Origin of the sequence: Streptomyces sp. CRCS-T-1, from assembly GCF_024442335.1 — a bacterium.
In the GTDB taxonomy this organism is placed as follows: Bacteria; Actinomycetota; Actinomycetes; order Streptomycetales; family Streptomycetaceae; genus Streptomyces; species Streptomyces koelreuteriae.
The window spans coordinates 3,320,415-3,334,852 of the sequence record NZ_CP101651.1; the positions used below are offsets into that span (position 1 = coordinate 3,320,415).

The 14,438-nt window shown below is 71.1% G+C and carries 10 protein-coding genes; 6 read left to right on the forward strand and 4 right to left on the reverse strand.

All coding sequences use genetic code 11. The annotated features are described in order from the left end of the window. Positions 1-17: 17 nt before the first annotated feature. Genes NNW99_RS14750 through NNW99_RS14775 form a run of 6 tightly spaced genes read left to right on the forward strand, consistent with a single transcriptional unit; the run spans position 18 to position 7,015 of the window. Positions 18-818: a GntR family transcriptional regulator gene (locus tag NNW99_RS14750; RefSeq protein WP_370869137.1), complete on the forward strand. Its 801-nt coding sequence runs from the start codon at positions 18-20 to the stop codon at positions 816-818. A gap of 33 nt (positions 819-851) precedes the next feature. Continuing rightward, positions 852-1,079: a ferredoxin family protein gene (locus NNW99_RS14755; protein WP_030790138.1), complete on the forward strand. Its 228-nt coding sequence runs from the start codon at positions 852-854 to the stop codon at positions 1,077-1,079. Between the two features lie 15 nt (positions 1,080-1,094). Further along, positions 1,095-2,441 carry an ABC transporter substrate-binding protein gene (locus NNW99_RS14760; RefSeq protein ID WP_215119565.1) on the forward strand — a complete coding sequence of 449 codons (1,347 nt, stop codon included), beginning with the start codon at positions 1,095-1,097 and terminating at the stop codon, positions 2,439-2,441. Beyond that, complete coding sequence (locus tag NNW99_RS14765) at positions 2,438-3,331, forward strand: ABC transporter permease (RefSeq protein ID WP_215119566.1); 894 nt, start codon at positions 2,438-2,440, stop codon at positions 3,329-3,331. The genes NNW99_RS14760 and NNW99_RS14765 overlap by 4 nt, the downstream gene beginning before the upstream one ends. Next, entirely contained in the window at positions 3,315-4,184 is an 870-nt protein-coding gene (locus tag NNW99_RS14770) for an ABC transporter ATP-binding protein (protein WP_251057801.1), read from the forward strand. Before NNW99_RS14765 ends, NNW99_RS14770 begins: the two co-directional genes overlap by 17 nt. Before the next feature lie 11 nt (positions 4,185-4,195). After that, on the forward strand, positions 4,196-7,015 hold the full coding sequence (locus NNW99_RS14775; RefSeq protein ID WP_251057802.1) for a fumarate reductase/succinate dehydrogenase flavoprotein subunit: 2,820 nt from the start codon (positions 4,196-4,198) through the stop codon (positions 7,013-7,015). Positions 7,016-7,083: 68 nt separating this feature from the next. Here the strand turns inward: NNW99_RS14775 and recQ are convergent, their stop codons facing one another. The 4 genes from recQ to nuoL form a co-directional block, all read right to left on the reverse strand. Continuing rightward, positions 7,084-9,111 carry a DNA helicase RecQ gene (gene recQ, locus NNW99_RS14780; RefSeq protein ID WP_215119567.1) on the reverse strand — a complete coding sequence of 676 codons (2,028 nt, stop codon included), beginning with the start codon at positions 9,109-9,111 and terminating at the stop codon, positions 7,084-7,086. Between the two features lie 190 nt (positions 9,112-9,301). Continuing rightward, complete coding sequence (gene nuoN / locus NNW99_RS14785; protein WP_215119569.1) at positions 9,302-10,951, reverse strand: NADH-quinone oxidoreductase subunit NuoN; 1,650 nt, start codon at positions 10,949-10,951, stop codon at positions 9,302-9,304. Continuing rightward, positions 10,948-12,519: an NADH-quinone oxidoreductase subunit M gene (locus tag NNW99_RS14790; protein ID WP_215119570.1), complete on the reverse strand. Its 1,572-nt coding sequence runs from the start codon at positions 12,517-12,519 to the stop codon at positions 10,948-10,950. Before NNW99_RS14790 ends, nuoN begins: the two co-directional genes overlap by 4 nt. Before the next feature lie 5 nt (positions 12,520-12,524). Next, the gene (gene nuoL, locus NNW99_RS14795) at positions 12,525-14,438 is read right to left on the reverse strand and encodes an NADH-quinone oxidoreductase subunit L (protein WP_215119572.1); all 1,914 of its coding nucleotides are present in this window, start codon (positions 14,436-14,438) and stop codon (positions 12,525-12,527) included.

Genomic DNA, 14,438 nt, shown 5'->3' on the forward strand with positions numbered 1-14,438 from the left:
TTTCCTACCGGATAGGTATGGTCCGAGCCATGCCCATCGACCGCAGCCGAGACCACGCCGGACCGGGAGCCGCGACCACCGTCGCCGCCCACCGCGCGCGGCGACGGCTGCGCGCCGACCGGGCCAGGCAACTGGCGGACCTGCTCCGCCAGCAGACGCTCACCGGCGCCTTCCCCGACGGCACCCTGCCCCACGAGTCGACCCTCGCCGCCGACTACGGCGCCGGCCGCAACACGGTCCGCGAGGCGCTCGACCTGCTGCGGGCCGAGGGCCTCGTGGAACGCCGGCCCGGCGTCGGCACCGTGGTCGTGGCCCACAAGTACCCCCACGGCCTCGACCGCCTGATGGGCCTCGCGGAAACCCTCCGCGAACACGGCCGGGTCACCAACGAGGTCCGCACCATGGGCCCCGCCCCGGCGCCCGCGCCGGTCGCCGAACGCCTCCACCTCGCGCCCGGCACCGACGTCCTCTACATCGAACGCCTGCGCCGTCTGAACGGCCTCCCCCTGTCCCTCGACCTCACCTACATCCCGCTCGACATCGGCACCGAACTGCTCGGCGCCGACCTGGAGAACACCGACGTCTTCCGCCTCCTGGAGGCCGTCACCGGCCAGCCCCTCGGCCACGCCGAGATCACCCTGGAAGCGGTCAGCGCGGACACCCACTCGGCCGCCGTGCTCGAGGCCCCGCGCGGCGCCGCCGTTCTCATGCTGGAACGCCTCACCCACCTCGCGGACGGCCGCCCGGTCGACCTGGAGTTCATCCGATTCCGCGGCGACCGCATCACCATGAGCGGCCTGCTGCACCGGTCTCGGTGACCACACCGCTCGCGCAGATTCCTGGAGACAGCCATGCCCTTGGTGCCCCAGCGGGCCGACGTGCCCGTGACCATCGACGAGTCGAAGTGCATCGACGGCTGCACGCTCTGTGTGGACATGTGCCCGCTGGACTCCCTCGCCATCGACGAGAGCAACGGCAAGGCGTACATGCATGTCGACGAGTGCTGGTACTGCGGTCCGTGCGCGGCCCGATGCCCCACCGGAGCCGTCACGGTCAACATGCCCTATCTGCTCCGGTGAGAGGCCCCAACCGTCATGAAACGCACAGCAGTCGCGGTATCCGCCGTCGTCCTCCTGCTCCCGCTCAGCGCCTGCGGCGGTGACGCCGAGGCCGGCAGCGGCTCCACGGTCACCGTCACCGTCGGCTACCAGTCCAGGACGATCAACACCGTCACGGCGGGCACCCTGCTCCGCTCCTTCGGCTACTTCGAGAAGCAGCTCAACGCCCGCCATGACGGCATCACGTACAAGGTGAACTGGCAGGACTACGCCACCGGCGCCCCCATCACCGCCCAGATGACCGCCGGGAAGATCGACATCGGCTCGATGGGCGACTTCCCGCTGCTCATCAACGCCGCCCGCGGCAAGCAGCTGAGCAGCCCCACCCGCCTGGTCTCGGTCACCGGCTACAACCTCCGCGGCGGCCTCAACACCATCGTCACCGCGCCCGGTTCCAAGCTCGCCACCCTCAAGGACCTCAAGGGCAAGAAGGTCTCCACGAGCGTCGGCTCGGCCGCCGACGGCACCCTCGTACGGGCCCTGCAGCGCGCCGGCATCGACGCGAACAGCGACATCGAGAAGCTCAACCAGCAGCCCTCCGTCGGCGCCTCGGCCCTCACCGCGGGCAGCGCGGACGCCCTGTCCCAGTTCGTCGCCTGGCCAGGCCTGCTCGCCTACCAGGGCAAGGCCAAGGCCCTGTACGACGGGGCCCGGCTGAATCTGCCCACCTTCCACGGCGTCACCGCCCGCGAGGACTTCGCCAAGGAGCGGCCCGCCGTACTGGACGCCTTCCTGAAGGCGCAGGCGCAGGCGACGGACTATCTGAACGACCACCCGGTGGACGCGGCCGAGAAGGTCGCGAAGGCGACCGGCCTGCCCGCCGAGGTCGTCTACCTCTACAACGGCGCTCACGGCATCGCCACCTTCGACCCGGCGATCAAGCCCCAGCTCGTCTCCGCCCTGAAGAAGGACGTCTCGATCCTCAAGTCGGCGAAACTCACCGGCGATGTGGACGTCGACTCCTTCGTCGACGACCAGTACGTGAAGAAGGCCCTCGGCCAGGGGGCGTACACCAAGCGGCTCGCCACGAAGCCCGCGCCGGCCGCGAGCGAGGCCTGGCCCAAGGGCGCCTCGAAGACCGTCACCTTCACCTCCCCCTCCCAGCTGCTGAATTACGTGGCCGGACACCGCGACGATCTCCGCGCCGCCTACGTCCCCGACACCACCACCGGCACCCTGTGGTTCGCCGACAAGGCCGTGTGGGTGGCCGACGGCGACAAGCTGCTGCCCTTCGTCGCACCCGAGACCGCGCAGGCCTACATCGCCGGCCACGGCGGGGCGCGGGTCGTCTCCTACGCCGACGCTCTGGAGCGGGCGTCGTGAGGCGCTATGCGCTCCGCGTGTTCTCCCTGGCCGTCGCCCTCGGCCTGTGGCAGACGCTGACCAGCCTGAACGTCGACCTGTGGCTGCGCTTCTCGCAGTTCCCGACGGTCACCGACGTGGCCCGCGCCTTCGCCGCCCGGCTGTCCGGGCCGGACTACTGGACGGATCTCACCGACAGCCTCACCCGGATCCTCACGGGCTTTCTGCTGGCCGCCGTCCTGGGCGTCGCCACGGGCGTGCTCGTGGCGCGCTCGCGCCTCGCCGAGGACCTGCTCGGCCCGGTGCTGGAGGTGATCCGGCCGATCCCGGCCATCGCGCTCGTCCCCGTCGCGATCCTGCTCTTCCCCTCCAACGAGCAGGGCATCGTCTTCATCACCTGCACCGCCGCGTTCTTCCCGGTCCTGGTCTCCACCCGGCACGCGGTGCGCGCCCTGACCCCCATGTGGGAGGAGGCGGTGCGCACCATGGGAGGCGGCCGGTGGCGGATTCTCGGCTCCGTCGTCCTGCCGGGCGCGCTGCCCGGCGTGTTCGGCGGGCTGTCCGTCGGCATCGGCGTGTCCTGGATCTGTGTGATCTCCGCCGAGATGATCTCCGGCCAGTACGGGGTGGGCTACCGCACCTGGCAGGACTACACCGTCGTCGACTACCCGGGTGTGTTCGTCGGCATGGTCACCATCGGCGTGCTCGGCTGGCTCACCTCCACGGCCGTGGAGTTGCTGGGCCGCCGCCTCACCCGCTGGCTGCCCCGCACCGCCTACGTCCCCGGCGCCCGGCCGCCCCGGCCCGCCCGGGCCGTGAAGCCCACGCCGACCGCACCCGCCGCCGCATCCGGCGGCTCTGTTTCCGGTGGCCCCGCATCCGAGGAGGCACGCGATGAGCACCTCGTCTGACACCGTCCCGAACACCTCGTCCAAGGCCGTCCCGAACACCTCGTCCAAGGCCGTCCCGAACACCTCGTCCGAGGCCGCCCGGGGCACCTCGCCCGAGGCCGACGGCAGCGCGACGCCGGTGCGCGGCACCCGGCTCACCCTGTCGGGCGCCTCCCTCGGCCGCCCAGGCGCACCCGCCCTGGACGATGTCGACCTGGACGTCGCCCCCGGCGAGATCCTCACCGTCGTCGGCCCGTCCGGCTGCGGCAAGTCGACCCTCCTGCGCACCCTGGCCGGGCTGCTGTCGCCGCTCTCCGGGGAGATCACCCAGGACGGGCACCCGCTGACCGGCCCCGCTGCCGATCGCGCCCTGGTCTTCCAGGAGGACGCCCTGCTCCCCTGGCGCACCCTGCGCGCCAACGTCGAACTGCCCCTCGCCATCCGCCGCGTGTCCCGAGCCGAGCGCCGGGAGCAGGCCCAGGCCTGGTTGGAGCGGGTCGGACTCGGCTCGCAGGCACGGCAGTTGCCGCACCGGGTATCCGGCGGGCAGCGCCAGCGCGTCCAGCTGGCCCGCGCCCTGGCCGCACGCCCCCGCGCCGTCCTGATGGACGAGCCGTTCGGCGCGCTCGACGCCCAGACCCGGGCCGGCATGCAGGACCTGCTGGTGGAGGTGCTGCACGGCACGGGCGCGACCGTCGTCTTCGTCACCCATGACGTGGACGAGGCGCTCTTCCTCGGCGACCGTGTGGCCCTGCTCGGCGCGGGCGGCCTCGTCGCCGTACGGGACGTGCCCCGCCCGCGCGACCGGGGCGCGCACGACGACCCGGCGCGCGTGGCCCTGCGGCGCGACGTCCTCACCTCGCTCGGTACGTGAAAGGCACCCCGGTGACCACCTCCGTGAACCCCCCTGCGGACACCTCCCTGGCAGTCCCGTCCCTCGCCGACGCCGAGGAACTGACCTGCGATGTCCTCGTCATCGGCGGCGGCACCGCCGGCACCATGGCCGCGCTGACCGCCGCCGAGCACGGCGCCAACGTGCTGCTGCTGGAGAAGGCCCACGTCCGCCACTCCGGCGCGCTCGCCATGGGCATGGACGGCGTCAACAACGCGGTCATCCCGGGCCGCGCCGAACCGGACGACTACGTCGCCGAGATCACCCGCGCCAACGACGGCATCGTCGACCAGTCCACCGTCCGCCAGACCGCCACCCGCGGCTTCGGCATGGTGCAGCGGCTGGAGTCGTACGGCGTGAAGTTCGAGAAGGACGAGCACGGCGACTACGCGGTCCGCCAGGTCCACCGCTCCGGCTCCTATGTGCTGCCGATGCCGGAGGGCAAGGACGTCAAGAAGGTCCTCTACCGGCAGCTGCGGCGGCGCGAGATGCGGGAGCGGATCCGCATCGAGAACCGGGTGATGCCGGTGCGTGTCCTCACCGCCGAGGGACGCGCCGTCGGAGCGGCGGGCTTCAACACCCGCACCGGGCAGTTCGTCCAGGTCCGCGCGGGCGCGGTGATCCTCGCGACCGGCGCCTGCGGCCGCCTCGGTCTGCCCGCCTCCGGCTACCTCTACGGCACCTACGAGAACCCCACCAACGCGGGCGACGGCTACGCCATGGCCTACCACGCGGGCGCCGAGCTGACCGGCATCGAGTGCTTCCAGATCAACCCGCTGATCAAGGACTACAACGGCCCGGCCTGCGCGTATGTCGCCAACCCCTTCGGCGGCTACCAGGTCAACCGGCACGGCGAACGCTTCGTCGACTCCGACTACTGGTCGGGCCAGATGATGGCCGAGTTCGCCGCGGAGGTCGCCTCCGACCGGGGCCCGGTCTACCTGAAGCTCAGCCACCTCCCCGAGGAGTCGGTCTCGGCCCTGGAGTCGATCCTGCACTCCACCGAACGCCCGACCCGCGGCACCTTCCACTCCGGGCGCGGCCACGACTACCGCACCCACGACATCGAGATGCACATCTCCGAGATCGGCCTGTGCGGCGGCCACTCCGCCTCCGGCGTCCGGGTGGACGACCAGGCCCGTACGACCGTGCCCCGGCTGTACGCGGCCGGCGACCTGGCCTGCGTGCCGCACAACTACATGATCGGCGCGTTCGTCTACGGCGACCTCGCGGGCGCGGACGCGTCCCAGTATGCCCCCTACGAAGGGGAGTTGCCTGCCGAGCAGCTCCGTCAGGCGCACGAGCTGATCTACCGCCCGCTGCGCAACCCCGACGGCCCTCCGCAGCCCCAGGTCGAGTACAAGCTGCGCCGCTTCGTGAACGACTACGTGGCCCCGCCGAAGTCCGGTGCCCGGCTGTCGCTCGCCCTGGAGGCGTTCGAGCGGATGCACGCCGACATCGCCGAGATGGGCGCCAACACCGCGCACGAACTGATGCGCTGCGCGGAGGTCACCTTCATCCGCGACTGCGCGGAGATGGCCGCCCGTTCCTCCCTGGCCCGCACGGAGTCCCGCTGGGGCCTCTACCACGACCGCCTCGACCACCCCCAGCGTGACGACGCGTCCTGGTTCCACCATCTCGATCTGCACAAGTCCCCCTCTGGTGCGATGGAGTTCACGGCCCGTCCCGTGGCTCCCTATCTCGTTCCGGTCGACGGCTTCACCCCCGTCGGAGGCGAGTCCCGGCTCATCGGCGAGGTCCACGCCGAGGACGTGGCGATGGCGGGGCCACGCGATGTGGCACCGGTGGCCGCCCAGGTGGGAGGAACCGGGGCCGAGCAGCCGCAGCAGCCCGCACCGTCCTCGCCCCCCGCTCCCGCCCCCGAGCAGTCCTCCGCCCGTCTCCTCGAACTGGTCGCCCTGGCCGACGAGGAGCCCGAACTCGACGCCCTTCAGCCGTATCTGACCGATCCCGCGCCCGCCGTCCGGCGCGAGGCGGTCGCCGTCCTCACCGAGACGCTGCCGCCCGGAACCGGCCGCGCCCTCGCCTCCGCCCTGCGCGACAGCGCCGCCGAGGTGCGGGCCGCCGCGGCCGCGTCACTGCGAGAGCTCGTCGAGACGCTCCCGCCCGAGCCCGATCTGCGCGACGGCCTCGCCGCCGCCCTGGCCGAGCCCGACCCGGTGGTCCGCGCCGCAGCGCTGGACGTCCTGCGTGCCCTGCGCCTCGGGGACGCCGCCCTGTTCGCGGACTCCGTGACCGATGCCGACATCGCCGTCCGGATCGAGGCCGTACGCGCGCTGGTGTCGGTCGACGCCGCCGAGGAACTGTCCCGCGCGGCGGTCGCCGACCCGTCCCGTGAGGTCCGGGTGGCGATCGCCAAGGGGCTGGCCACCGTGGGGTCCGAGCGGCTGTCCGGTGCCCTTCCGGCCGACTCCGATTCCGCCGCCGGCTCGATCGAAGCGGCCCTCACCGATCTCCTCGACGACCCCGACGCCCTGGTGCGTGCGGCGGCCTACGGGGCACTGGGCACCACCGGCTGTCCGGCGCCCCTCACCCCGCGTGCCGTGGCCGCCCTGGCGGAATCGGCCTGGCAGGTACGGGGCGGAGCGGCCACAGCCCTGTCCGTCGCCGACCCGGAGGTGGCGGTACCCGCCCTCGCCAAGACCCTCGCGGACGCCAACGCCGATGTCCGCAAGGCCGCGGTCCTGGCCCTGACCCGGCACCGCACCTCCGAGGAGGCCCGCGCCGCCCTGGCCACGGCGACGACGGACTCCGACGCGGACGTCAGGGCGTACGCGGCACGGGCGCTGTGACCGGGCCGTATCCCGGAGCCAGGTCCGGGCCCTGTCCCGGAGCTATGTGACCTGGCCGGAGCCCGGCCTCATATCCAGTCGGGTTCCGGCTCGGTCATCTCGGGCCAGTCGTCCGGCCCGTCCATCTGCGGGCCGGGCGCCTGGGCCGGAGCGCGGCCGGATCCCTGGGCCGGAGTCCCGTCGGGCGCCTGATCCGGGGCCGGGCCGGGCTGCCCGCCCAGTGACGCGAGCACCTCCAGCACGCCCTCCCCGTACGTCGCGAGCTTCTTCTCGCCCACCCCGCCGATCCCACCGAGCTCGGCCACCGACGCCGGCCAGGCCATAGCGATCTCCCGCAGCGTGGCGTCGTGGAAGATGACGTAGGCCGGGACGCCCTGTTCGCGTGCCTGCTCGGCCCGCCAGGCGCGCAGTGCCTCGAAGGCCGGCACCAGCGTCTCGGGCAGCTCGGCGGCGGCCGCCTTGCCCTTGCCCCGTCCGGAGCCCGAGGCCGACGAGGACCCCGACCGGGAGGTCACCGGCTTCTTCGGCTCCTTGCGCAGCGGCACGTCCTGCTCCCGCCGCAGCACCGTCCCGCTGCCCTCGGTCAGCACCAGCGTGCCGTACTCGCCCTCCACGGCGAGCAGCCCCTGGGCCAGCAGCTGCCGGATGACGCCCCGCCACTCGGCCTCGGCCAGCTCCTCGCCGATGCCGAACACCGACAGCTGGTCGTGGTCGAACTGGATGACCTTGCCGGTCCGCTTCCCCAGCAGGATGTCGACGATCTGCACGGCGCCGAACTTCTGGCCGCGCTCGCGCTGCAGCCGCACCACCGTCGAGAGCACCTTCTGCGCCGCGACCGTGCCGTCCCAGGTCTCCGGCGGGGTCAGGCAGGTGTCGCAGTTGCCGCAGCCGGCCGGGTCCGGGTCCTGGCCGAAGTAGGCGAGGAGCTGGCCCCGGCGGCACTGGACGGTCTCGCACAGCGCCAGCATCGAGTCCAGGTGGGCCTGGGCCCGCCGCCGGAAGGCCTCGTCGCCCTCGCCGGACTGGATCAGCTTGCGCTGCTGTATGACGTCGTTCAGCCCATAGGCCATCCAGGCCGTCGACGGCAGCCCGTCACGGCCGGCCCGGCCCGTCTCCTGGTAGTAGCCCTCGACCGACTTGGGCAGGTCGAGGTGGGCGACGAAGCGGACGTCCGGCTTGTCGATGCCCATGCCGAAGGCGATGGTCGCGACCACGACCAGGCCGTCCTCCCGCAGGAAGCGGGACTGGTGGGCCGCGCGGGTGCCCGCGTCCAGGCCCGCGTGGTAAGGCACCGCCTCGACGCCGTTGCGGCTGAGGAACTCGGCGGTCTTCTCCACGGAGTTGCGCGAGAGGCAGTAGACGATGCCCGCGTCGCCCGCGTGCTCCTCGCGCAGGAAGTTCAGCAGCTGCTTCTTGGGGTCCGCCTTCGGCACGACCCGGTACTGGATGTTGGGCCGGTCGAAGCTCGCCACGAAGTGGCGGGCCGCCGGCATGTTCAGCCGCTCGGTGATCTCCTGGTGCGTGGCGCGTGTGGCCGTCGCGGTGAGGGCGATCCGCGGCACGTCCGGCCAGCGCTCGCCGAGCAGCGACAGTGTCAGGTAGTCGGGCCGGAAGTCGTGGCCCCACTGGGAGACGCAGTGCGCCTCGTCGATCGCGAACACGGAGATCTTGCCGCGCGAGAGCAGATCGAGCGTGTTCTCCAGCCGCAGCCGCTCCGGCGCCAGGTACAGCAGGTCCAGCTCGCCCGCGAGGAACTCGGCCTCCACCACCCGACGCTCGTCGAAGTCCTGCGTGGAGTTCACGAACCCGGCCCGCACGCCCAGCGCCCGCAGCGCGTCGACCTGGTCCTGCATCAGGGCGATGAGGGGGGAGACGACGATCCCCGTGCCCGGCCGGACCAGGGCCGGGACCTGGTAGCACAGGGACTTGCCGGCGCCGGTCGGCATGAGCACGACGGAGTCACCGCCCGCGACCACGTGCTCGATGACCGCTTCCTGCTCGCCCCGGAAGGCCTCGTACCCGAAGACCCGGTGCAGCGTGGCCAGCGCCTCGCTCTGCGTCACTGACATCTCAGCGATACCGCCCGTCCCACCCATCGTCCTGTCCCCCGTACGTCGTCCCTCGACCACTGCCTCCACGATAGGGGTCCCCACCGACAGCCCCGAAGTTATCCACAAGCCGGACCGCCACCCCCTCAAGGCCGAGGGACCACCACCCCCTCAAGGCCGACGGCCCAGCACCCCGAGAAGGGACGCCGGGCCGCAGCCTCATCCAGGCAAGCGCGCGTCAGCGCACGAACACCCCCGCCTGCCCCGCCAGATCCAGGAAGTACTGCGGCGCCACACCGAGCACCAGCGTGACCGCCACACCCACCCCGATCGCCGTCATCGTCAGCGGCGACGGCACGGCCACCGTCGGGCCCTCCGGCCGCGGCTCGCTGAAGAACATCAGCACGATGACGCGGATGTAGAAGAACGCCGCGATCGCCGAGGAGATCACACCGACCACGACCAGCGGGGCGGCCCCGCCCTCCGCCGCCGCCTTGAACACGGCGAACTTCCCGGCGAAGCCGGAGGTCAGCGGGATGCCCGCGAAGGCCAGCAGGAACACCGCGAACACGGCCGCCACCAGCGGCGAGCGCCGGCCGAGCCCCGCCCACTTGGACAGGTGCGTCGCCTCGCCGCCCGCGTCCCTCACGAGCGTGACCACCGCGAAGGCGCCGATCGTCACGAACGAGTACGCCGCCAGGTAGAAGAGGACCGACGAGACACCGTCCGGCGTGGTGGCGATGACACCCGCGAGGATGAACCCGGCGTGCGCGATCGACGAGTACGCCAGCAGCCGCTTGATGTCGGTCTGCGTGATCGCGACGATCGCGCCGCCCAGCATGGTGATGATCGCCACGGCCCACATCACCGGCCGCCAGTCCCAGCGCAGGCCGGGCAGGACGACGTACAGCACGCGCAGCAGCGCGCCGAACGCCGCCACCTTCGTCGCCGCCGCCATGAATCCGGTCACCGGCGTCGGCGCGCCCTGGTACACGTCCGGCGTCCACATGTGGAACGGCACCGCGCCCACCTTGAACAGCAGGCCCATCACCAGCAGCGCGGCGCCGATCAGCAGCAGCGCGTCGTTGCCCATGGTGCCGGCGAGCGCCGGGTTGACGTCCTGCACGGTGCCGTCGACGACCTGCGCGATCGTCGCGTACGACATCGAGCCCGCGTAGCCGTACAGCAGCGCGATGCCGAACAGGGTGAACGCGGAGGCGAAGGCGCCGAGCAGGAAGTACTTGACCGCCGCCTCCTGCGACATCATCCGCTTGCGGCGGGCCAGCGCGCACAGCAGGTACAGCGGGAGGGAGAAGACCTCCAGCGCCACGAACAGCGTCAGCAGGTCGTTGGCCGCCGGGAAGATCAGCATGCCGGCGACGGCGAACAGCAGCAGCGGGAACACCTCGGTGGTGGTGAACCCGGCCTTGACCGCGGCCTTCTCGCTCTCGCTGCCCGGCACGGACGCGGCCTGCGCGGCGAAGGAGTCGACGCGGTTGCCGTGCGCCTCGGGGTCGAGGCGCCGCTCGGCGAAGGTGAACAGGCCGACCAGGGCCGCCAGCAGGATCGTGCCCTGGAGGAAGAGGGCCGGTCCGTCGACGGCGATGGCGCCCATCGCCGCGATGCGCGCCTTGGTCGTGCCGTATCCGTCGGCCGCGAGCGCCACGACCGCCGCGAAGGCGGCCGCGATCGCGACGACGGACACGAACATCTGGACGTAATAGCGGGATTTGCGCGGTACGAACGCCTCGATCAGGATCCCGAGGATCGCCGCACCGACGATGATCAGGGTGGGGGCGAGCTGCCCGTATTCGATCTTCGGCGCGTCGATCTTCGAGATCGGTTCGGCCGCCGTTGTCCACAGGCTGTGGACGGCTGTTGCGCTCACTTGGCCGCCTCCACCTCGGGCTTGGGGTCCTTCTGCTGTACGTCGGACATGGTCTGTTTGACCGCCGGGTCGATGATCTGGGTGAGGGGCTTCGGGTAGACGCCCAGGAAGATCAGCAGGACGACCAGCGGGGCGACGACGACGAGCTCACGCACCCTGAGGTCCGGCATCTTCGCGAGCTCGGGTTTCAGCGGGCCCGTCATCGTCCGCTGGTAGAGGACGAGGGTGTAGAGCGCGGCCAGGACGATGCCGAAGGTGGCGATGATGCCGACCACCGGGTACCGCGTGAACGTGCCGACCAGGACCAGGAACTCGCTGACGAACGGGGCGAGTCCCGGCAGCGACAGGGTCGCAAGCCCGCCGATCAGGAACGTGCCGGCGAGCACCGGCGCGACCTTCTGCACTCCGCCGTAGTCGGCGATGAGCCGCGAGCCGCGCCGGGAGATCAGGAAGCCCGCCACCAGCATCAGCGCGGCGGTCGAGATGCCGTGGTTGACCATGTAGAGCGTCGCCCCGGACTGGCCCTGGCTGGTCATCGCGAAGATGCCCATGATGATGAAGCCGAAGTGGGAGATCGACGCGTACGCCACCAGCCGCTTGATGTCGCGCTGGCCGACCGCGAGCAACGCCCCGTAGATGATGCTGATGAGCGCCAGCACGAGGATCGCGGGCGTCGCCCACTTGCTCGCCTCCGGGAAGAGCTGGAGGCAGAAGCGGAGCATCGCGAAGGTGCCGACCTTGTCGACGACCGCCGTGATGAGGACGGCGACCGGCGCGGTGGACTCCTGCATCGCGTTGGGCAGCCAGGTGTGCAGCGGCCACAGCGGGGCCTTCACCGCGAAGGCGAAGAAGAAGCCCAGGAACAGCCATCGTTCGGTGTTGGTCGCCATGTCGAGCGAGCCGTTGGCCCGGGCCTCGGCGATCTCCGTGAGCGAGAAGTTCCCGGCGACCACGTACAGGCCGATCACCGCGGCCAGCATGATCAGACCGCCGACCAGGTTGTAGAGGAGGAACTTCACCGCCGCATACGTCCGTTGCGTCGCGGCCGCCTTCTCGCCGTGCTCGTGGGCACGGTCCCCGAAGCCGCCGATGAGGAAGTACATCGGGATCAGCATGGCTTCGAAGAAGATGTAGAAGAGGAAGACATCGGTGGCCTCGAAGGAGATGATCACCATCGCCTCGACGGCCAGGATCAGGGCGAAGAAGCCCTGCGTCGGCCGCCACCGCGTGGACCCGGTCTCCAGCGGGTCGGCGTCGTGCCAGCCCGCGAGGACGATGAACGGGATCAGCAGGGCCGTGAGCGCGATCAGCGCCACCGCGATGCCGTCCACGCCCAGTTCGTAGCGGACGCCGAAGTCGGCGATCCAGGAGTGGGACTCGGTGAGCTGGTAGCGGTCGCCGTCCGGGTCGAAGCGGACCAGGACGACGATCGCGAGGACGAGCGTGGCGAGCGAGAAGAGCAGCGCCAGCCATTTGGCGACGGTGCGCTTCGCGGCCGGTACGGCGGCCGTGGCGATCGCCCCGAGCGCCGGGAGCGCCGCTGTCGCTGTCAGCAGAGGAAAGGACATCGGTATCAGACCGCCCTCATCAGCAGGGTCACGGCGACCAGGACCGCCGCACCGCCGAACATCGAGACCGCGTAGGAGCGGGCGAAGCCGTTCTGCAGCTTGCGCATCCGCCCGGAGAGGCCGCCGACCGAGGCCGCCGTGCCGTTGACGACGCCGTCGACCAGGGTGTGGTCGACGTAGACCAGGGACCGCGTGAGGTGTTCGCCGCCGCGGACCAGGACGACGTGGTTGAAGTCGTCCTGGAGCAGGTCGCGCCGAGCGGCCCGGGTGAGCAGCGATCCGCGCGGGGCGACAACCGGGACCGGGCGTCGTCCGTACTGCGCCCAGGCGAGGGCGACGCCGACGACCATGCAGGTGACGGTCGCGCCGGTGACCGCGGCGGCGCTGAGCGGCGAGTCACCGTGGCTGTGCCCGGTGATCGGCTCCAGCCAGTGCACGAAGCGGTCGCCGATGCTGAAGAACCCACCGGCGGCCACCGACCCGACGGCCAGCACGATCATCGGGATCGTCATGACCTTGGGCGACTCGTGCGGATGCGGTTCGTTGCCGTTCGCGTCGGGCTGCCAGCGCTTCTCGCCGAAGAACGTCATCAGCATCACGCGCGTCATGTAGAACGCCGTGATGGCCGCGCCCAGCAGGGCCACGCCGCCGAGGATCCAGCCCTCGGTGCCGCCCTTGGCGAACGCCGACTCGATGATCATGTCCTTGGAGAAGAAGCCGGACAGGCCCGGGAAGCCGATGATCGCCAGATAGCCGAGCCCGAAGGTGACGAAGGTGATCGGCATGTACGTCCTGAGGCCTCCGTACTTCCTCATGTCCACCTCGTCGTTCATGCCGTGCATGACCGAACCGGCGCCGAGGAACAGCCCCGCCTTGAAGAAGCCGTGCGTCACCAGGTGCATGATCGCGAAGACGTAACCGATGGGGCCGAGGCCCGCGGCGAGCACCATGTAGCCGATCTGCGACATGGTCGAGCCGGCCAGTGCCTTCTTGATGTCGTCCTTCGCGCAACCGACGATCGCACCGAACAGGAGCGTGACGGCACCGACGACGGTGACGACCAGTTGGGCGTCCGGGGCGCCGTTGAAGACGGCCGCGGAGCGGACGATCAGGTACACGCCCGCGGTCACCATCGTCGCGGCGTGGATGAGGGCCGAGACCGGGGTCGGGCCCTCCATCGCGTCCCCGAGCCAGGACTGCAGCGGTACCTGGGCGGACTTGCCGCAGGCGGCGAGCAGCAACATCAGGGCGATGGCGGTCAGCTTGTCCTCACCGGCGGCACCGGCGAGCCCGGCCTCCCCCTCGGTGCCGAGCACCGGCCCGAAGGCGAAGGTGCCGAACCACAGGAACATCAGCATGATCGCGATGGACAGGCCCATGTCGCCGACGCGGTTGACCAGGAAGGCCTTCTTCGCGGCAGTGGCGGCGCTGGGCTTGTGCTGCCAGAAGCCGATCAGCAGGTAGGAGGCGAGACCGACGCCCTCCCAGCCGACGTACAGCAGCAGGTAGTTGTCGGCGAGGACGAGCAGCAGCATCGCCGCGAGGAACAGGTTCAGATAGCCGAAGAAGCGGCGGCGCCGCTCGTCGTGCTCCATGTACCCGACGGAGTAGAGGTGGATCAGCGAGCCGACGCCCGAGATCAGCAGGACGAACGTCATCGACAGCTGGTCGAGCTGGAAGGCGACGTCCGCCTGGAAGCCCTCGACCGGGATCCAGCTGAACAGGTGCTGGCCCATCTCCCGGTGCTCCGGGTCCTTGCCCAGCATGTCGGCGAACAGCACCAGGCCGAGCACGAAGGACGTGGCGGCGAGGGCCGTGCCGATCCAGTGGCCGACGGCGTCCAGCCGGCGTCCGCCGCACAGCAGGACCACCGCTCCGAGCAGGGGCGCCGCCACCAGCAGCGCAATCAGGTTCTCCAC

Excerpts from the sequence above, each read along its gene's own strand:
- NNW99_RS14750 (WP_370869137.1), top strand. The coding sequence starts at position 18 with ATGGTCCGAGCCATGCCCATCGACCGCAGCCGAGACCACGCCGGACCG.
- recQ (WP_215119567.1), bottom strand. The coding sequence starts at position 9,111 with ATGGGTGGGACGGGCGGTATCGCTGAGATGTCAGTGACGCAGAGCGAG.
- NNW99_RS14760 (WP_215119565.1), top strand. The coding sequence starts at position 1,095 with ATGAAACGCACAGCAGTCGCGGTATCCGCCGTCGTCCTCCTGCTCCCG.
- NNW99_RS14790 (WP_215119570.1), bottom strand. The coding sequence starts at position 12,519 with ATGTCCTTTCCTCTGCTGACAGCGACAGCGGCGCTCCCGGCGCTCGGG.
- NNW99_RS14770 (WP_251057801.1), top strand. The coding sequence starts at position 3,315 with ATGAGCACCTCGTCTGACACCGTCCCGAACACCTCGTCCAAGGCCGTC.
- NNW99_RS14755 (WP_030790138.1), top strand. The coding sequence starts at position 852 with ATGCCCTTGGTGCCCCAGCGGGCCGACGTGCCCGTGACCATCGACGAG.